At 42.5% G+C, this 20,704-nt stretch carries 14 protein-coding genes; 12 read left to right on the forward strand and 2 right to left on the reverse strand.

What is annotated here, in order from left to right:
• Nucleotides 1-62: 62 nt before the first annotated feature.
• Nucleotides 63-1,418 carry a glutathione-disulfide reductase gene (gorA, locus tag J7384_RS05750; protein WP_209111995.1) on the forward strand — a complete coding sequence of 452 codons (1,356 nt, stop codon included), beginning with the start codon at nucleotides 63-65 and terminating at the stop codon, nucleotides 1,416-1,418.
• Between the two features lie 57 nt (nucleotides 1,419-1,475).
• Here the strand turns inward: gorA and J7384_RS05755 are convergent, their stop codons facing one another.
• Entirely contained in the window at nucleotides 1,476-3,434 is a 1,959-nt protein-coding gene (locus J7384_RS05755) for a methyl-accepting chemotaxis protein (RefSeq protein ID WP_209111997.1), read from the reverse strand.
• Between the two features lie 210 nt (nucleotides 3,435-3,644).
• Here J7384_RS05755 and J7384_RS05760 point away from each other — a divergent pair, with 210 nt between their 5' ends.
• The 10 genes from J7384_RS05760 to J7384_RS05805 all read left to right on the forward strand — a co-directional run bounded on the left by J7384_RS05760 (nucleotide 3,645) and on the right by J7384_RS05805 (nucleotide 17,629).
• Complete coding sequence (locus tag J7384_RS05760) at nucleotides 3,645-5,273, forward strand: response regulator (protein ID WP_209111999.1); 1,629 nt, start codon at nucleotides 3,645-3,647, stop codon at nucleotides 5,271-5,273.
• Nucleotides 5,274-5,285: 12 nt separating this feature from the next.
• Nucleotides 5,286-5,588: a hypothetical protein gene (locus J7384_RS05765; RefSeq protein ID WP_209112001.1), complete on the forward strand. Its 303-nt coding sequence runs from the start codon at nucleotides 5,286-5,288 to the stop codon at nucleotides 5,586-5,588.
• Between the two features lie 570 nt (nucleotides 5,589-6,158).
• The gene (polA, locus tag J7384_RS05770) at nucleotides 6,159-8,939 is read left to right on the forward strand and encodes a DNA polymerase I (RefSeq protein WP_209112003.1); all 2,781 of its coding nucleotides are present in this window, start codon (nucleotides 6,159-6,161) and stop codon (nucleotides 8,937-8,939) included.
• Between the two features lie 501 nt (nucleotides 8,940-9,440).
• The gene (locus tag J7384_RS05775) at nucleotides 9,441-11,621 is read left to right on the forward strand and encodes a prolyl oligopeptidase family serine peptidase (protein ID WP_209112005.1); all 2,181 of its coding nucleotides are present in this window, start codon (nucleotides 9,441-9,443) and stop codon (nucleotides 11,619-11,621) included.
• 175 nt (nucleotides 11,622-11,796) lie between these two features.
• The gene (gene bla / locus J7384_RS05780) at nucleotides 11,797-12,537 is read left to right on the forward strand and encodes a subclass B1 metallo-beta-lactamase (protein WP_209112007.1); all 741 of its coding nucleotides are present in this window, start codon (nucleotides 11,797-11,799) and stop codon (nucleotides 12,535-12,537) included.
• A 68-nt stretch (nucleotides 12,538-12,605) separates the two neighbouring features.
• The gene (locus tag J7384_RS05785; protein WP_209112009.1) at nucleotides 12,606-14,198 is read left to right on the forward strand and encodes a phospholipase D family protein; all 1,593 of its coding nucleotides are present in this window, start codon (nucleotides 12,606-12,608) and stop codon (nucleotides 14,196-14,198) included.
• 166 nt (nucleotides 14,199-14,364) lie between these two features.
• Complete coding sequence (locus J7384_RS05790) at nucleotides 14,365-15,225, forward strand: TauD/TfdA family dioxygenase (protein WP_209112011.1); 861 nt, start codon at nucleotides 14,365-14,367, stop codon at nucleotides 15,223-15,225.
• A 25-nt stretch (nucleotides 15,226-15,250) separates the two neighbouring features.
• Nucleotides 15,251-15,535, forward strand: a complete 285-nt coding sequence (locus tag J7384_RS05795) for an SCP2 sterol-binding domain-containing protein (protein WP_209112013.1) — start codon at nucleotides 15,251-15,253, stop codon at nucleotides 15,533-15,535.
• Nucleotides 15,536-15,590: 55 nt separating this feature from the next.
• Entirely contained in the window at nucleotides 15,591-16,619 is a 1,029-nt protein-coding gene (locus J7384_RS05800) for an AraC family transcriptional regulator (protein ID WP_209112015.1), read from the forward strand.
• A 38-nt stretch (nucleotides 16,620-16,657) separates the two neighbouring features.
• Nucleotides 16,658-17,629 (forward strand): fumarylacetoacetate hydrolase family protein, encoded by a 972-nt coding sequence (locus J7384_RS05805; RefSeq protein ID WP_209112017.1) that lies wholly within the window; start codon nucleotides 16,658-16,660, stop codon nucleotides 17,627-17,629.
• 60 nt (nucleotides 17,630-17,689) lie between these two features.
• On the opposite strand, the gene J7384_RS05810 is transcribed toward J7384_RS05805, so the two are convergent.
• Entirely contained in the window at nucleotides 17,690-19,663 is a 1,974-nt protein-coding gene (locus tag J7384_RS05810; RefSeq protein ID WP_209112019.1) for a BCCT family transporter, read from the reverse strand.
• Between the two features lie 241 nt (nucleotides 19,664-19,904).
• On the opposite strand from J7384_RS05810, the gene J7384_RS05815 reads away from it, so the two are divergent.
• Nucleotides 19,905-20,684, forward strand: coding sequence for an SDR family oxidoreductase (locus tag J7384_RS05815; protein ID WP_209112021.1), 780 nt, complete (start codon nucleotides 19,905-19,907; stop codon nucleotides 20,682-20,684).
• Nucleotides 20,685-20,704: the final 20 nt, after the last annotated feature.

A 20,704-nucleotide genomic window follows, 5' to 3' on the forward strand; every position in this document is an offset into this window, starting at 1 on the left:
CTTGAATTTGGTGTCAATAGCGCCATATTAAGTGCAAGATAAATTATTTTAAGGTGGGAATTATGACGCAACATTTCGATTATATCGCCATTGGTGCTGGTAGTGGTGGCATTGCCTCTGCTAATAGAGCTGCTATGTATGGCAAAAAAGTTGCTGTAGTAGAAGCAAAAGCGGTGGGTGGCACATGTGTAAACGTTGGTTGTGTACCGAAAAAAGCAATGTGGTATGCAGGTCAAATTGCCGATGCCTTAAAATATTCAAAAGATTTTGGTTTTGCGGTTGAACAAGGCAAGTATGACTGGGGTACCCTAGTTAAAAACCGCGAAGCTTACATTGAGCGCATTCACGGCGCTTATCAACGCGGCTTTGACAGCAATAAAGTGACCGTGATTAACGGCTTTGCAAAATTTGTAAATGCCAACACCATTGAAGTGAATGGCGAGCAATATACAGCTGATCATATCACTATCGCGACGGGTGGCCGCCCGCAGCTACCAAACGTAGAAGGTGCTGAACACGGTATCGACTCAGATGGTTTCTTCGCTCTTACTGAGCAACCTGAAAGTGTCATTGTTGTTGGTGCAGGTTATATTGCCGTTGAGCTTGCGGGTGTTTTCCACGCGCTTGGTACTAAAACAGATTTAGTGGTGCGCAAAGAAAAGCCACTGCGCAACTTTGACCCTATGCTGACTGATACCTTAGTTGAGCAAATGGGAAAACACGGCCCAACACTACATACTCATAGCACACCGAGTAAAGTTGAAAAGCACGATGATGGCAAAGTGTCATTACATCTAGAAAACGGCAAAGTGTTAGGTCCAGTTGACCAGTTAGTTTGGGCGATTGGCCGTGTGCCAGCAACCGACAATATCAATATTGAAGCAACTGGTATTGAACTCGACGAGCGCGGTTATATTCAAACAGACAAGTATCAAAACACTAGCGTAGAGGGTATTTACGCGGTTGGTGACAATACAGGTCGCGCTCAGTTAACGCCAGTTGCTGTTGCTGCTGGTCGTCGTTTGTCAGAGCGTTTGTTTAACAACAAGCCTTATGAATTTTTAGATTACTCAAATATCGCAACGGTTGTCTTTAGTCATCCAGTGATTGGCACTGTTGGTTTAACTGAACCCGAGGCGATTGCCGAGTACGGTGAAGATCAAGTAAAAGTATACACCTCACAGTTCACTGCTTTGTATCAAGCGATTACTGAAGACTATCGCGATCCAACTCGCATGAAGTTAGTTTGTGTTGGTAAAGAAGAGAAAATTGTTGGTATTCACAGTATTGGTTTTGGCAGTGATGAATTGCTACAAGGTTTCGCAGTTGCGTTAAAAATGGGCGCAACCAAAGCAGACTTTGATAACACCATTGCTATTCACCCAACCAGCGCAGAAGAATTTGTTACTATGCGCTAGTTATGAGCAATGCAATAAAAAAGGAGCCAGCAGGCTCCTTTTTTATTGCTTTTAATTTTATACCTTAAACTTTTTCACTAAGCCGTTTAAGTCAGAAGATAATTCAGTTAAGTGATGAGCATTGTCACCTGCTTCTGATGAAATACCGGCGACATCGTCGGCAGCCATTTTTATCTCAACAACGTTTTTACTGATATCTTCCGCCACCACTTGTTGCTCTTCTGCAGCTGCTGCAATCTGGGTATTCATTTCACTAATGGCGTCGACAGATTCTGTGATGCTATCAAACGAGGTTTTGGCATCTTGAGTAAAGCTTACCGTTTGTTTCGATTTCTCAACACTGGTATTCATATCTGCGGAAACTTCTTGCGTCATCATCTGCAGCTTACCAAGTTGTTTGGTGATTTCTTCGGTGGATTCATATGTTCGCTGCGATAGCGCTCGCACTTCGTCAGCAACCACGGCAAAGCCTCTGCCTTGTTCACCTGCCCGCGCTGCTTCGATTGCCGCGTTTAGCGCAAGTAAATTGGTCTGCTCGGCAATACCGCGAATCACATCGAGTATTGAGGTAATGTTTTCACTTTCTGCGTCGAGGTTTTGAATATTTTCGGCAGATTTTTGTGTTAGTTCACCCAAAGCTTGTACGCTGACCACAGCTTGTTCAATGAGTTGTTGACCTTCTTCGGCGGCAACTTTGGTGTTATTAGCTGAATCGGCAGCGGTTGAGCAACTACTTGCCACTTCGTTGGCTGTCGCGGCCATTTCGTTAATCGCAGTGGCGGATAAGTCGAGTGACTGTAGCTGCTGCTGGATGGCGTTGTTGAGATTGTTTGATAGCGCAGAAGTTTGGTCGGCAGACTGATTAACGTTAACTGAACTTTCATTAATCTCACGCACCAACTGGGCAATAGAGCTCAATATTCGGTTAAAGCTCGTTGCGAGTTTGCCGGTTTCGTCTTTAGCATCTATTTGTAAGCTTTTGGTTAGGTCGCCTCCACCTTGAGCGATCTCTTCAAGACCATTGGTCACTTGGACAATAGGTTTTGATATTAAACGCGCTAAGTAAATTCCCATAGTCATGAAGATGGCAAATAGCACGACACTGATAATTGCGATGACAGTTGCCATGCGCGTTGCTGAAGCGAGTACCTCTGATTTTTCCATTAAGCTGATAAACTTCCAGCCCATCGTTGGTGAGGTGTAAACGTTGGCGAGGTAGGTTTCGTCGTTTATGATTAGCTCAAGTTGTCCTGCGCTCTTTTGTGCTAATTCGCGATATGTGCCGTCGGCAATTTCATCGACTTTTTTAAAGTTGTATTCAGGGAATTTAGCATCAACTAAAACATTGCCGCTGTCTTCAATAATCATTAAGTAGCCAGTTTCACCAAATTTGACCTTTTTCGCCATTTGGGTCAGTTCTTTTAGAGAAACATCCATACCCGAAACGCCGATCACTTCGCCATTGTTGGTAATGGTTTTTACGGTTGAGACAATTACTGCATCATCAGGTTCCCAATAGTAGGCTTGGGTTCTAATGGGCTCGCCATTGCCTTTGAGGCCAGTTTGAAACCAAGGGCGTGGTCGCGGATCGTAATTGGCGTTCATACTGCCTTGTGGCCATTGCAAATAACCACCGGCTTGGTTGCCTAAGTAAATGTATGAGATACCTTCGTGGCTGCGGGCAAAGTTATCAAAAATGGTAAAAATTTCTCGTTCCAATGGGCTGTTTTGTAGCGGTGTCATTTCAACCGCTTCAGTATTAGCCATGTATGTTTGAATATCTTTACTGGCGCTGCGCAGCTCTTCTTTTTCCGTTAAATAGATGACGTTTTTAGCTATTTCTTTAAAGAAAAGCTCAATAGCATGGTCTATTTGCTTTACTTCTCGCGTGTTGTTTACGCCAAAGTCATCGTAAGCTTGGTCGATGATTTTGTTGATCATGATTGATGAAATCACCAATAACGGAAGCGTTATTGTGGCGATAAAGGCGGAGATAAGCTTTTGTGATATGGTCATTTATTGTTTTTTAATTGCCTGTTTGTTTATAAAAGTTAGCAGGCATTGCTATTTATTCAAACTAAATTATTTTAACAACTGTGTTGATTTTACTTATTGCTAAGGTCAACCAGTGCTATTTGTTGTCTATAGTCGAGCGCTGGCTTCGGTTTAGCGTCGAATCCTGTTAGCATGTGTTGTTATTTTTAAATTATTGCGCAATCACAGTTAATGGAAAAACACGAGTTAAGCGACTTTTCAGCATTAAAAGTACTAGTTATTGACGATCAAACTTTAGTTCACCAAAGTTTGGGCAATGCGCTTGCCGATTTTGGGGTTGTTAACATTAAGTACGCGGAAAATGCTTATTACGCATTGCGTTTGTGCGAGCAACAGCAGTTTCACGTAGTCATTTGTGCCTTTAATGTAAAGAGCGACAAAGACGGCTTTCATTTGCTCGAAGAAATGAAGTTTAAAGGTTACGTCACTAAGCGAACCGTGCTGATTTTCTTGAGTGCAGACACCGCAGAAACTGTGGTAAATAGCATCATAGAACTGCAACCAGATGATTTTTGGGTAAAGCCAATTTCTCCGGGCTATATTCAAAATCGCTTAACCCATATTTTGGATGTTAAGCAAACCCTGTATAACCTCTACTGCGCCTTCGATCACAAGCAATTTAGCAAAGTGATTTACTATGCAGATCGTCACTTACTAGACACTAGCTTGGCGAAGTATCACGCCAATTTACAGCGCATGAAAGGTGAAGCGTTATTGGCATTGCGCGAGTTTAATGCGGCTCAAACCTTTTTTCAGGACCTCTTGAAGCAGTACAAATACTCTTGGGTTTATCTCGGGTACGTGAAGTCGTTGTTAAAGCAACACAAGCTCGCAGAAATTACCGATTTGCTGAAAACGTTACAGGATAAACTTGAAACTCGATTTGCGACTTATGACTTGTTGGCGCAGTACTATATTGAACAGCAAGACTATCGCTTGGCTTATCAAGAGATTAAAAAAGCGGTTAAATTGGCGCCACGCAATATCGATCGCAATAAAAAGCTCTGGGATTTGGCTCGACTAAATCAAGATCACGAAGGCCAATACTTAGCAACACAAGCGATGGCTAAATACGCCAAAAATTCTATTCACGACTCACCTCAGTTATCGCTCAATGTCATTCGCGCTGGTATCGACTTTGCGTCAACACTGCCAAATGAACACTCGGCTAAAATTGTTAAACAAACCGAAAAGTACTTAACGGAACTAGAGCAGTCACCTCATGCTGTTAGTGAACTGCGCGAGCAATTAATTATTGCCAAAGCGCGTTTGTATAACGTGCGCGATCAGCGTGAATTAGCCGAGCGCTTAGTTGATGGCCATGTCTCTGTGAGGCCAACGGCGTGCCTTGAAGACAACCTCGACAAAGTAAAAGTGTTTCACGAGCTCAGTCAACGAGAAGAAGCTTTAGTGTTACTATCAGCCGTTCAGCAGCAAATTGCTACCGATGGGCTAACTGGCCAGGTAGTCAGTCGCTTTATCGAAAAAGAATTAGAAACCCGTAGTGAAATTCACTTTACCGCCAAGCAGCTCAATCAAATGGCAGTTGAGCACTTTAACCGTAGTCGTTATGACGCAGCCATTATGGCTTTGGAGCAAGCGCTGGCGCTAACACCCAATAGTGCACGCGTATTGATTAGTATTTTGAAGGTACTGGTCGCCAGTCAGCGTAAATCGGTGTTAGATATAGAGCATCAACTACTGGCGGAGCAAACGGTTAAAGCGCTTGGTGCGATGAAGCTGACAAATAAACAAGAAGAAACCTACACGGCTTTGTGCGAAGAGCTTGGCAGTCAATAATTTTACCTAGTTATGAATAGAGTATTATCCGTATTTGAGCAGGAATTAGTTAAAGAAGCTATTTTTCAAGAACCTGACTTATCTGATTTAGAAAAAACTAAATACTTAGAACAGTCCAAAAAGCTTTGTGTAATAGAAGAGTGTGACTGTGGTGATCCGTACTGTTATTCAGTCAAGTATTCGGGTTATGAAGTCGGGACGTCATTAGGTTTCGCTGATGGAATTCTTTTTAGAGGAACAGACAAAGAGATGCGTGTGATTTTATTTTTAAATTCACGTACGGGTGAAATATCTGAGTTAGAAACTGCAAAATAGGTTCACAAGTGTTTTGTTATGACAAATCAAGCTTAGTTCAAGCCGCACAGTACACTCAATTTTAACTAAGCTAGTTACTTACCCAATTAAGCGAAAATCAGACCATAATAAAACGCCGTTTTGGCGTTTTTTGCCTCAGCCTAGTAAAAACAGTGCTTATGATTTTTTGTTCTTTTAATAGTCAATAATTCTTTAAAAATAGTTTAATAATTTGCTGGTAAAGCGGGTTTAATCTGGTAATCTTTTCCTCCGTGTTAATTTTGCTGTCTAAAAATTAGCCGCAAAGGATGTATAAAATAAAATAGTGCAATATTATTTTATTCACAAAAATAAAAATCATAATATTGTGAAAAAAACAGGACTTTGCTTTCCCTTTTTTCATAATAAACAAACACTTAAAAACTTACCCTCATGTGCTTGTTAATAAGTACGTGAAGTTTTGCTATGCTTTTCAACAAACTTATCCACAGCCTTTTACGGTTTTTGACGGTTAGCTTGTGCTAGTGCCAAATCCGTTAATATGGCATCCTTAGCACAATTTTTTGAGATCACTATTAAGGTACTGCTTCCATGGCTAGTTCTGACTCGTCACCATTGATTTTAATCGATGGCTCTTCTTATTTATTTCGCGCCTACCACGTACCCTATTTACAAGCGTTATCGACAGCCAGCGGCCAACCAACTGGTGCTATTACCGGTGTTTTGAATATGGTGAGAAGTCTTAAAAAAGACTACCCCAATGGCAATATGGTGATGGTTTTTGACGCTAAGGGAAAAACGTTCCGCAACGATTGGTATCCTGAATACAAAGCCAACCGTCCGCCAATGCCAGAAGAGCTGCGCAGTCAAATAGCACCTTTACACAATATTATTGAAGCAATGGGCTTGCCTTTGTTGGTGATTGAGGGCGTTGAGGCTGATGATGTTATTGGCACTTTAGCGCATCAGGCCAGCCAAAAAGGTATTGAAACGGTTATTTCTACCGGTGATAAAGATATGGCTCAGTTGGTTACTGAGCACGTCACCTTGTTAGATACCATGAAGGAAAAAATTACTGATATTGACGCGGTAAAAGAGAAATACGGTTTTGGTCCTGAACATATGATCGACTATTTGGCCTTGATGGGCGATTCAGTTGACAATATTCCCGGTATGCCTGGGGTCGGCGACAAGTCTGCGAAAGCATTGATCGCCGGTATCGGTGGTGTCAGTAAGATCTATGACAATCTCGATGATATTGCCGGTCTTGGTTTTAGAGGCAGTAAGAGCTTAAAACCAAAAATGATCGAACACGAAGAGATTGTTCGAATGTCGTATCGCCTTGCAACCATCAAATTAGACGTTGAATTGCCGATGGCGGTTGATGAATTAGCCGCAAAAGCGCCCGACAATGAAGCGTTGAGAAGCTTATACCAAGAATTTGAATTGCGCCGACTACTCGCTGAACTCAACGCTGGGAGCACAGATGCTACAAGCGAGCAGAGCAAATCGAATAGTGACAGTGACAATAGTGCCGACGTATCTGCAGCTAGTGACATCAAGCCAGAATATCAGGTGGTTTACCACCAAGTTCAATTTAATACGTGGTTGCGCGAGCTTGAAAAAGCCGATTACTTTGCCTTCGATACTGAAACTACCAGTCTCGATTATATGAAGGCTGAACTGGTTGGCTTGTCGTTTTGTGTTCAGCCGGGGCGTGCGGTATACGTGCCGTTAGCACATGATTATCCGGGCGCGCCGGACCAGCTTGATCGCGATTGGGTACTCAATCAGCTAAAACCGATTTTAGAAGATAAAACTAAGGCCAAGTTGGGGCAAAATCTCAAGTATGACGCCAATGTGCTAAGTCATTACGGTATTGTTTTATCTGGTGTTGCGTTTGACACCATGTTGGAATCATACTGTTTAAATAGCGTTGCTACTCGTCACAATATGGACGCATTGGCAGAAAAGTATCTCGATTACAAAACTGTACACTTTGAAGACATTGCCGGTAAAGGCGCCAAGCAGTTGACCTTTAATCAAATTGAGATCGATAAAGCCGGTCACTATGCCGCTGAAGATGCCGATATTACTTTGCGCTTACATCAAGCGATTTATCCGCAGTTGAGTGCTTCAAAACAGCAGCTTAGTGTTTTTGAAAACATTGAGTTGCCTTTGCTGCCCGTATTAACGGCGATGGAGCAAACAGGAGTCTTGATAGACAGTGATTTGCTAATTGAACAAAGTGCTTCCATTGGCAATCGCTTGGCGGAGCTTGAAGTTGAAGCCCACAATATTGCGGGTCACAGTTTTAATTTGAGTTCGCCTAAGCAATTGCAAGAAATTCTATTTGAACAATTGAAGCTGCCGGTGATTAAGAAAACGCCTAAAGGCGCCCCGTCAACAGCAGAAGAAGTGTTGCAGGAATTGGCATTAGATTACCCGTTGCCAAAACTTATTTTAGAGTACCGCGGTTTGAGTAAGTTAAAATCAACTTACACCGATAAATTACCCTTGATGGTCACTGACAAAACTGATCGCGTGCATACGTCTTACCATCAGGCGGTTGCGGCGACAGGTCGTTTGTCATCAACTGACCCTAACTTACAGAACATCCCAATTCGCAGTGAAGAAGGTCGTAAGATTCGCCAAGCTTTTATTGCGCCAGAAAACTACAAAATTGTCGCGATTGATTACTCGCAAATTGAGCTGCGCATTATGGCGCATTTATCTGATGATACCGGTTTATTAAAAGCGTTTGCTGACGGCAAAGACATTCACCAAGCAACTGCCGCTGAGATTTTCGCTGTGGATGCGGAGCAAGTCACCAGTGACCAACGACGCAGTGCTAAAGCGATTAACTTTGGTTTAATTTATGGTATGTCGGCCTTTGGCTTAGCCAAGCAAATTGGAGTTGCTCGTAATCAAGCGCAAGAGTACATGGATAAATACTTTGAGCGTTACCCTGGCGTACTAAGCTACATGGAGGACACTCGTCAGCAGGCAAGCGAGCAAGGTTACGTTGAAACCTTATACGGTCGCCGTTTGTACTTACCGGATATTAAATCGAAAAATCAGATGCGTAAAAAGGGTGCAGAGCGTGCGGCAATTAATGCGCCGATGCAGGGCACCGCCGCTGATATTATCAAGAAAGCGATGATCGCGGTACAAGAATGGATTGTCCAACAAGCTGATGACCGTATTCGTATGACCATGCAGGTGCACGATGAACTGGTTTTTGAAATTCACCAAGATATTGTTGAGCAAACAACCGCGACGCTAGTTGAGATCATGAATAACGCGGTTGAGTTAAAAGTACCACTAATCGCTGAAGCCGGTATTGGTGACAACTGGCAACAAGCACATTAGACCTTTAACTTGAATGAATAAAAACTCAACACTTGGTGAAAGATAATTATCCTTTTCGGGTCTTTATTAAAGAACCTGTTTTATCCCTTTGAAACAAGTGTGATTTATACCCTTCTACAGCAATGCAGAAGGGTTTTTTTTTGCCGTTTTTAGTCAACCAAACTTACTTTGCTAAAGTTATGTAATTTTATTACATTTGTTGTTTACTTACATAGTGTATTTGCTCTATAATTACCTTGTTCCTCAATGTGAACGCTTGTTTCATTATTTCATGTTATAGCATTATATAACTGTTTAGCCGGCATCTAGTCCGGCTATTTTTTTATCTGATAAAAATACCTATTTTATACTTTATTTGTAGTTTTATTACGATCTAATTGCCCTGTAAATATAGCTTGGCATCTCTTCGGTTAATCTATTGTTAAATTTTTCTGCTTTTTTACGATTTTGTGTAGACTAGAGCCTAACGAATGCCAAGACGGATAAAAATAGGAAGGCAAAATGAATAAAAAAGTCACGGGACTACTCTCGGTGAGTGTTATTACAGCAGGCTTAATTGCTGGTTGCGCAGATTTAGGTGAAACTGAGCAAAGCGCACAACAATCAACGCAAGTGAACAGTAGCTTTGCCAATGCGCAATATCCAACAACCCGCAAAGGCGATGTTGTCGATAAGTACTTTGGTCAAGAAGTTGCTGACCCATATCGCTGGCTAGAAGATGATCGCAGCGAAGAAACCGGTACTTGGGTGAAAACACAAAACCAAGTCACTTTTAACTACTTAGACAGAATTCCTTACCGCGAACAACTTAAAGAGCGTTTGGCTGAGCTTTGGAACTACGAAAAGGTCGGCGCGCCGTTTAAAGAAGGTAAATATACTTACTTCTACAAAAACGATGGTTTGCAAAACCAGTATGTTGTTTACCGCATGGTAGACGGTGGCGAGCCAGAAGTTTTTCTTGATCCAAATAGCTTCAGCGAAGATGGCACCACCTCTTTAGCACAGTTGAGTTTTTCAAAAGACGGCTCAATTGCAGCGTATTCGATTTCTGAAGGTGGCAGCGACTGGCGCAAAATCATCATTATTGATGTTGAAAGCAAAAAAGTACTGGAACAGCCATTAGTCGACGTCAAATTTTCAGGCATTTCTTGGTATGGCAATAAAGGTTTCTACTACTCAAGTTATGACAAGCCAGAAGGCAGTGAGTTATCTGCTAAAACCGACCAACACAAACTTTATTATCACCAACTTGGCACGCCACAATCAGACGACCCCGTGGTTTTTGGCGCAAATGCCGAGCAGAAGCGCCGCTATGTCTCAGGACAAGTAACCGAAGATGACAAATATCTATTGATCAGTGGCGCTACCTCAACGTCGGGTAATGACCTCTACTTAAAAGATCTCACTAAGCCGAATAGCCCACTAGTGACGGTGTTAGATAATTTTGAGTCAGATACGTATGTTATCGACAACCAAGGTAGCAAGCTTTATTTAGTGACTAACCTAAACGCGCCGAATAAAAAAGTTGTTACGGTTGATGCTAGCAAGCCAACGGCTGAACACTGGCAGGATTTAATTGCCGAAACTGACAATGTGTTATCGGTATCAACAGGTGCGGGTTACTTCTTCGCCGAGTACATGGTTGACGCAATTTCAAAGGTTTACCAGTACGACTATCAAGGTAAGCAGGTCAGAGAAATTGCCTTACCAGGGCCGGGCAGTGCCAGTGAAATTGAAGGTGGTAAAGAAGATAAAGAACTTTATTTCTCTTTCACTAACTATAAAACACCGGGCACTATTTATCAGCTTAATCCAGCATCAGGTCAAGTTGATGTTTACCGCGAGTCGGGCGCTAAATTTAACAGTGATGACTATGTCTCTAAGCAGGTTTTTTATACCTCTAAAGACGGTACTAAAGTCCCGATGATGATCACCCATAAAAAAGGCCTAGAACTCAACGGCAAGAACCCAACTATTTTATATGGTTACGGCGGCTTTAATATTAGTTTAACGCCAAGATTTAGTGTGACTCGAGCGGTTTGGTTAGAGCAAGGTGGTATTTACGCAGTCGCTAATTTACGTGGTGGTGGCGAGTACGGTAAAGCATGGCATAAAGCGGGTACTCAGTTACAAAAACAAAATGTCTTTGATGACTTTATTGCGGCTGGTGAGTACTTGATTGAGCAAAACTACACCTCAAGCGATTATCTTGCCATTAACGGTGGCTCAAATGGTGGTCTTTTAGTTGGTGCAGTGATGACCCAACGCCCAGACCTGATGCAAGTCGCATTACCTGCGGTTGGCGTCCTTGATATGCTTCGTTACCACACCTTCACTGCTGGTGCCGGCTGGGCGTACGACTACGGTACTGCTGAACAAAGTGCAGAAATGTTTGAGTACCTAAAAGGCTACTCGCCAGTACACAATGTTAAAAAGGGAGTTAGCTATCCTGCAACTCTAGTGACTACGGGTGATCACGATGATCGCGTAGTGCCGGCGCATTCATTTAAGTTTACGGCTGAGCTGCAAGCCAAACAGTCGGGCAATGCACCTACTATGATTCGCATTGAAACCAATGCTGGCCACGGTGCTGGTACACCGGTATCAAAAACCATTGAACAATATGCTGATATTTATGCATTTACCTTATTCAACATGGGCTTTGGTCAACTGCCTAAGTAGCAAAGTAGTTATGTAAAAAGCGAAACCCGCATTAATTTGCGGGTTTTTTTGTTTATGTTCGATCTACATTGTTGGTATCAAATGCAATAACACATGATTGCTACTTTTTTGCCATTTTACTGTCAGAATTAACCTTTACTATCGCTAAGCTATACGGACAACTGAGGAGCGACCTTTGCGATTAATTTTTATTTTACTGACTTGTTTGAGTGCTACTTTTGCTGTTGCACACCAAACAGAGAAGGGTGAGTTAGCTGTCACTGAAATCTCGAATAATCTTTATCAGTTTGTGTCTTATGCCAAAGTTGAAGGCTATGGTTTAGTACCAGCCAATGGCCTAGTGTCTATTGCCGATGGCAAAGGCGTTATGATCGATACGCCTTGGACTGATAACGACACAGCCAAGTTGTTGGCGTGGTTTCGCAAACGAGACATCGAGATAATCGCCAGTCTTTCCACTCATTTTCACCAAGATCGCGCGGGTGGTATTGGTTTTTTACAACAAGCTGGGGTGAGAACTTACGCCAGTAAACAAACCAATAAATTACTTTTAGAACGTGGCAAAACAACTGCTAAGTTTGAACTTGCCGTTAACCCGCAAATTCGTTGGCAAAGCCTTGGTGTTTCACGCCATCAGTTAGAAATATTCTTCCCCGGAGCTGGTCATAGCACAGATAATGTTGTGGTTTGGCTGCCAGAAACATCAACCTTATACGGTGGCTGTTTTGTCAAATCTAGCCGTTCTACACATTTAGGCTATACCGCTGATGGCGATACCGAGGCCTGGCCGAGTTCAATTGAGCAAGTCATGAAAAAGTATAGTGATGCTAAGCGCGTTATTCCTGGGCATGGTGCCAGTGGTGGTATTGAATTACTCAAGCACACTCAACAATTGGCCTTGTCATTGAGTCAATAACACGGCTTTATTTTGTTAATTGCTTTGTGCACAATGGACCAATCACTTGCTTTAATAATAACGATTCAATGGCTGGAGTAAGCACTTTAAATGCCACTCGTACTAGTTTCGCGAGCATAAAAACTAACGGAGCCAAAACACTCTTTTTTCTCATTATTGTGTTACTGACCAGTTGTTCGGTAGCACAGCCATCAATTTATCAAACACCCGCAGCAAAAGATTATTGTGCTGAGATCGTAAAATCTAAAAATAAGCCTTTAGCCCATTACTTAGCGCCATTTTCACAGCAAATGGCGACACAAACAGGTATCTATGTCTTAGAAGAAGATGCCGAGTCGATGTTAACCCGCGCTTGGTTAACTGAACACGCAAAAACCAGTATTGATATTCAGTACTTTATTTTTTCCACCGACAACATTGGTTTGATCGCGACAGACTATTTAGTGAAAGCTGCTGAGCGCGGTGTCAACGTGCGCATGTTGGTCGACGATATTATGATTGAAGCTAAAGGCAGCGAGTTACTGGTATTAGCAGCGCACCCAAATATCGAGATTAAGGTCTACAACCCGCTCGCCAATATCGGTAAAAACATTGTTCAAAAGCTCTATAACTTAACGACCCGCTTTCACGATTTTAATCAACGCATGCACAACAAAACCTTTACTGTCGATGGTCAAGTGACTATCACCGGCGGCCGCAATATTGCAGATGAATATTTTGGCTATGATCACCAGTACAATTTTCGCGATCGCGATGTGTTGATGCTAGGCGGTGTCGTTGCTAACGTTGAGCAGTCTTTTGAACAATTCTGGCAGAGTGAGCTTAGTGTCGACGTTAATAAGCTTGCTAGCCGTCAGCGAAAAACATCGATTGCCGCCGATTTCGAGCGCCTTCATCAATACGCTTGTAACCCTGAGAACTTTGTTGCGAGCATTCGACAAAAAATTAGTGATTTGCCGAAAACCTTTGTCGAAATTGAACGTTCAGGCCAACTGCATTGGTTAAATGGCGTTGAGTACATTTCTGATATTCCAGGAAAAAACACCGCTAACAAGTTTTTAGCCGGTGGCGGTGCAACCACCTCTCGGTTACTTGAATTGGTGCAACAAGCTAAGTCTTCTATTACGATTCAAACCCCGTACTTGGTAACCACGAAGGATGTTCGCAAGGTTTTTAAAGCACTGGTTGAACGGGGTGTTGAAATTAAAATACTGACCAATAGCTTGGCATCGAACGACAACCTTGAAGCGTTTAGCGGTTATCAACGCGACCGCAAAGCGCTGCTTAACACCGGTGTCGAAATTTATGAATTTAAGCCGGATGCAGCGATTCGACAAAAGATTATGTCGCAAGTGTTAGACAAAAAACTCGCTGACAGTCCGATCTTCGGCTTACACGCTAAATCGATGGTGATCGACGATGAAATTGCGGTAATTGGCACTTTTAATCTAGACCCACGCAGTATTCATTTAAATACTGAAAGTATCACGGTAATCCCCTCCATTGAGGTTGCTAAATCGGTAAAGCAAGGCATGCTTGAAGAAATGCAGCCAGAAAATGCTTGGCGTATTAGCAAGGACTTTAACCCTGACAGTGAAGTGAGTGCAATCAAGCGTTTAAAAGTCAAACTTAGGCGTATCGTTCCCAAAAGTATTTTGTAATACGGATGAGGGGCGCGAGGTATTTAGCTAGATTTTTTTGCTCAAAACTTGAACTTTTGGCCTGTTGTGTCACTTTGGTGGCCTGTTGTGTGATGTTGGTTTGTAGCCACTTCTATTAGTGTTGAATAAGCAAGCGCAATACAACAATAATAGACAGGAGCTCGTTATGGGTATAACAGTAACCCCAACCGGTGAAGCATGTGGCGCATTTATTGACGGAGTCGACCTCACACAACCACTAACTAGTGCAGATGTAGAAGATATTCGTCAAGCATGGGGACAGCACCACGTTATCATTTTTCGCGATCAAAAGCTGAGTGATGATGATTTAGAAAGAGTATCAGCGTCATTTGGCAATTTAGCCATTGATCCATTTGTTACTTCAATTCCGGGTCGTGAACACATGATCTCGATTCAGCGCGAAGCTGATGAAACCGCGGCAATTTTTGCTGAAATCTGGCACGCAGACTGGACCTTTAAAGCCGATCCTCCTTTTGCTACGTGTTTATATAGTATTGAAATTCCTCCACAAGGTGGTGATACCTTGTTCTCTAATCAAGTCTTAGCATTGGAAGAAATGCCAGCTGACTTACGTGCTCGTTTGGAAGGTCAACTCGCAATTCACTCTGCTAAAATGGGTTACTCGAAAAAAGGCTCTTACGGCGATAAATATGAAAGTAAGAGTATGGAGGTTATTCCTTCAGACGAAGCATTAGAACAAGAAACCCACCCTTTTATTATCACTCACCCGGTTAGTGGTAAACAGTCAATCTATGGCTCTGCAATCGCCTACATTATTGGCGTTTCAGATATGCCGCAAAAAGAAGCCATGAGTTTGATTATGGAACTGCAACGTTGGCAAGTTCAAGAGCAATTTGTATATGCCCATAAGTGGGAAGAAAACATGTTGGTGATGTGGGATAACCGCAGTGTTTTACACAAAGCAACGGGTGGTTACGAAGGCTATCGCAGAGAGTTACACCGCACCACAATTTCAGAAAAAGACGGCCGTCCATTCGCCTTATAACAAAAAATAATAGAGAGATTATCTGATGAATACACAACAACTTGTCGATGTACTAATTCCAGCGGTAGATAAATTTGGTGGTTTTCCTTCTTCGGTAAAATTCGTGATTGGTGAAGAAAGTACTATTTTCGTTCACAATAAGGAAGTTATCGCAGAAGATAGACCAGCATCTTGTACTATTACAATGTCACTTGAGACCATGCAGCAGATTATTGCTGGTGAAGTCGATGCTATGGGTGCTGTAATGGAAGGTGATGTTAGCGTTGAAGGTGACACTTCGGTTGCCGTAAGTGTTCAAGGTTTATTTTAAGCGACAACTGCATCAGTTAGTGGTGTTTTTTTGAATTTGAGTAAGTGTGTATTGAATGCCTTGGAAAGAACAAAATAGAGCAAAAGTTACTGTTCAAGAGATTGTTAGATTGTTGCAACGGGAGGGGATTGATCCCGCTCTTTGTTTGCAACCACATAACTTATCACTAGAACAAGTGCTCGCTGAGCAAGTTAAGGTATCTAATCAACTCGAAGTTGATGTGATAAATAGCGCGCTCTCTTTGTTGCCGCCGAAAGCGGGCTATGGCATTCAAATTGGTCAAGCGTTGAAGATAAGTCATTTGGGGATTTGGGGCTTAGCGATAGTCACGAGCCCAACCGTCAGAGCGGCGGTTAAAGCAATGTCTAACTTTACCCATTCGCCAATCGCACTTTCCCATATCAGCTTTAAAGAAGAGGGTTCAAAAGCCCTGTTTATTCTCGATGCAGATCACCTACCAGCGTTAATTCATCGGTTTATGTTTGAGCGCTACTGTTATATGACTGTGCAGTTTTTGCAAGAGATGAACCCAGACTGCAGCTTACAAGAAATTGAATTGTATCTGCCGTTTCTTGACCCTAACTATGCCACTGAGTTGAGTCAATTAACTGGGTTAAAGGTGATCAGCAATCAACCTTATTTCGCCATTGCGTTACCTAATAAGTTGTTGGATATGCCGTTGCCGCATACTGACCCTATTGCTCACGCTCACTTTGTCGCTGAGTGTGATCGAATGTTAGAGGATAGTGATGGTACGCCAAACTTCGCTCAAAAAATCAGAAACTACATGATTCACAACAAAGATTTTTCGCCGCGCTTACCAGACGTAGCCAAGTCATTGTTTTTGAGTGAACGAACGTTAAGGCGAAGGCTACACCAAGAAAAGCACAGCTTTAAACTTGTGGTTAGCGAAACCAAAATGGTGTTGGCGAAAGAACTTTTATTGGCCGCGGCACTACCCATTAAGGTCATTGCCTTAAAGCTCGATTACGCTGAGTCTGCCAGTTTTTTACGAGCGTTCAAAAAATGGTGGGGTGTCACTCCAGCACAAATGCGTCAGTCGCACTCGAAACAAACGCAATAATCTAATCGACAGCCTTCATATTAACAAAGAGAACTGCTATGCCTTGTCATATTGCAAGATACCGAGATAAAGCCACTCAAAAATTTGGTTGGGCGTTAGTGAGCAATGGTTTTTACGCGATTGAAACCAACAGCCAAGATACACAATCCTTTATCAATAACTGCCGAGCATTGGCCTTTGAAAAGGCTGACAACTTGAGCAGTTATCAAGCACAAAAACTGGATGAACAGTCTATTGAACTGTTATCACCAATCACCAAACCATGTCGAATTTTATGTCAGGGTTCTAATTATCCTGCGGCACGCATTGAAACCGGTGCCGACCCAGATAGTAAGGAATTTAACACGCTTTTTCACAAATCAGACGCCAGTATTACTGGACCAAACGCTGATATTGTTAAACCTAGTTGCGTAAGATTACTCGATTATGAAATTGAACTGGCTTTGGTCATTGGTCGCAACATCACTGAGTCGGTTAATGTCACCGAACAAAATCTTCACCAGTTTATTGCTGGCATTGTCATGGTGCACGATGTAACGGCTCGCGATATTCAAATACCACAAGTTCAGTTTTACAAAGGTAAGAGTTATCGCACCTTTTGTCCGACAGGACCGTATCTGTGTTTATTAAAAGAACATGAGATAAAATACTTGTCTGAGCTCAATTTACAACTGAGTGTTAATGGTCAAGTCAAGCAGATTGACCACACCAGTAACATGATTTACAAGCCCCATGAAACCTTAACTGAACTCTCGCAAATTGAAGATTTAGCGCCGGGCGATATGGTTTTTACCGGCTCGCCAGGGGGCTGTGCATTGTCGGTACCTCCAGCACCAGTTGTAAAGTTACTGGGACTGTTACCAGAATCGCTAAAATGGAAATTGTTTGTCAAGAAACAAGCAAAAAACAACGACTATTTGCAATCGGGCGATAAAATTGAAGCGTCAATAAAAAGCGATGATGGCAAAATTGACTTAGGTATTCAGCGCAACACAATTGTTAATCAGTAATGCTACTGGGTGCGTAAAGCATAAAAAAACGCAGCATTTTTGCTGCGTTTTTTTGTGTGTTTAACCGGGTGTTGGTTGCTCTCGTAACAGATGTAAAAAGTGCATGTGTTTTTGGTACTGGTCGATAACATCGTTAATCACCGAAACTCGTGACCAACCCATAATATCGTAATCCTGACCACCTTCACCAAGGTGTACTTCGGCGCGATAGTAATTTTCGTCGTCGCCGTTATCGATGTCTTCATCAATGTCAAAATCCGGCTGAGTGCGCGCTTTTTTGTAAATACCGTAAACAAAGTCATGCTCACTGCCGTGCTCAACAGTTAAATAAACACCGTTTTGAGTATTATTAACGGTAGAGCTAAGGCCAAGTTCAGTAAACTGTTGTTGGACAGTATTTAGCGCTTTTAGCGCCTTATTCTGTATGTAGCTATCAACGTCTTTTTTACTTGGCTGAGTAACGATGTTTTCCAGTCGGTCCTGCCAATCTTCCGGTTGTTGATAGGTGTTAATTGACACAGTATTGGCTTGTAAACTTTCACGCTTGGCCATTTCGACTTTAAGCGCGCGCATTAAACCAAACATCGCGACTAGTAAAACAATAGTAAACGGTAAGGCACTGGCAATAGTCATGGTTTGCAGCGCGCTAAGACCACCGGCAAAGGATAAAATAATTGCGACAACACCTACACCACAGGCCCAAAACAAGCGCTGCCACAACGGAGTATTGTTTTGGCCGTTAGAGCACAGCATATCAATGACCATGGCGCCAGAGTCACAAGAGGTGACAAAGAAAATTACAATCATGATCACTGATAAAAAGGTCAACGCTTGCGACCACGGGAAGTTTTCTAAGAAAACAAAGAGCGCGACTGCGGCGTTTTCATTAACCATATCGGCGAGATTGGTGACACCTTGTTCAACAACAAGAGCGATAGCACTGTTGCCAAAAATGGTCATCCACAATAAGGTAAATGCAGTTGGCACTAGCATTACGCCAACAATAAATTCGCGTATGGTTCGGCCTTTTGAAATACGAGCGATAAACAAACCGACAAATGGCGCCCATGCTAGCCACCAGCCCCAATAGAATATGGTCCAGCCGCCAATCCAGCTTTTCTTTTCATAGGCGAATAAATTAAAAGTGTCACGAACAATATCTGATAAGTAAGTACCAATATTTTGGACGTAAGCCTGCAATAAAAATACCGTTGGCCCGAGAATAAAAATTAAGGCTAACAAGGCAACGGCGAGTAACATATTGGTTTCCGAAAGAATTTTAATTCCCTTGTCTAAACCCGTTGCCACTGAGATTGATGCCAATGCGGTAATTGCGACCATGATAATGACTTGATTGGTGGTTGATACCTCCAACGAAAATAAGTAATTAAGGCCAGAATTTACTTGGCTTGCACCTAAACCAAGGGAAGTAGCAACGCCAAATACGGTGCTAACAACGGCAAAAATATCAATGACGTGCCCTGGCCAACCGTAAATTCTATCGCCAATAATCGGGTGCAAAGCCGAGCGCAAGGTCAAGGGTAACTTATGACGATAACTGAAGTAGGCGAGAATTAAGCCAACAATCGCGTAAATGGCCCAAGCGTTTAAACCCCAGTGAAAAAAGGTGATTTTCATCGCTTGTTTGGCGGCATCTAGACTGCCGACTTCCGCAGTGGGAGGCGACAAATAGTGCATTAATGGTTCAGCAACGCCAAAAAACATTAGGCCAATGCCCATACCAGCGGCAAATAACATCGACAACCAAGTTGAGAGTTTATAGTCGGGGCTGGCGTGCTCGGGGCCGAGTTTAATTGAGCCATAGCGCGATACACACAGGTAAACGACAAAGGTAACAATTGCAGCAACGGCCAATACGTAAAACCAGCTACCATTGGCAATAATTGCAGCCTGAACTTGATTGAAGACTTCTGCAGCGACGGTTGGCGAGAGTACAGCGGCTAAAATTAAAGAGGTAATAATGAATGCGGAGGGATAAAATACCGACTTGTTTAAGCCGTTTTTATCTGACATAAAGACAACCTTTTTATTTGTTATTGAAGTTGTGTTTTAAGGGTAACAAATCTAAATAAATAATGTTGGCTTAATTTGCTTAAATTGCGCTGTAGCGATGCTTATATATTTTAATCTTTAGTATAACCGGCTACTAAAAATGTCGCTTTTTGCGAGCCTGTTGTCGTCTTTTGCCAGTGTTTGGCGTAGTTTGATTCGCTAAAATTTCTCTTATCAATTAGTAATACAGAGAGAGTATGGCATGACAAATACGGCATTAATTACAGGTGCTTCAAACGGCATTGGTTTAGAGCTTGCGAAAATTCACGCACAACGAGGCGGCGATATAGTGCTCGTTGCTCGCAGCGAAAACAAGCTCAACAAACTTAAACGAGAACTTGAGCAACGCCATCGTATTAATGCGACGGTTATTGTTGCTGATTTGTCAGTGCCTGATGCCGCCCAGCAAGTTTTTCAGCAGACAGAAATGCTCGGCTTAACCATTGATATGTTGATCAACAATGCTGGTTTTGGCGGTCACGGTTTTTTTCACGAACGCGATCTAGCAGCTGAGCAGTCAATGATTCAAGTGAATATGACAACACTAACAAACTTAACTCATTTATATTTGCAGGGCATGGTGGCACGTCGTCGAGGAAAAATTCTCAATGTATCATCGACAGCTTCTTTTATGCCGGGACCATTACAAGCGGTTTACTACGCTACTAAAGCTTATGTTACGTCATTTAGTCAGGCAGTCGCTGAAGAAGTTGCCGAGCACAATGTTACGGTAACTGCACTATGTCCTGGTGCGGTAGCAACTGGCTTTGTTGACGCAGGTGATTTACAGGGAGTCGCGGCATTTGATAAAGCAAAATCTGCCGAATCAGTGGCGCAAGTAGGCTATCGTGATATGGAAAAAGGCACGTTGGTTTCGTTTAACGAAAGTGGTTTAAAGTTTATGTTGAATTGGATAACACCATTGCTTTCACGTAAGCGAGTACTGAAGATCTCTCGACAATTTATGGAAAAAAGTGCGTAATAAATGGATATGAATAACGA

It is taken from the genome of Endozoicomonas sp. G2_1, assembly GCF_017744155.1.
GTDB lineage: Bacteria > Pseudomonadota > Gammaproteobacteria > Enterobacterales > Alteromonadaceae > JAGHQT01.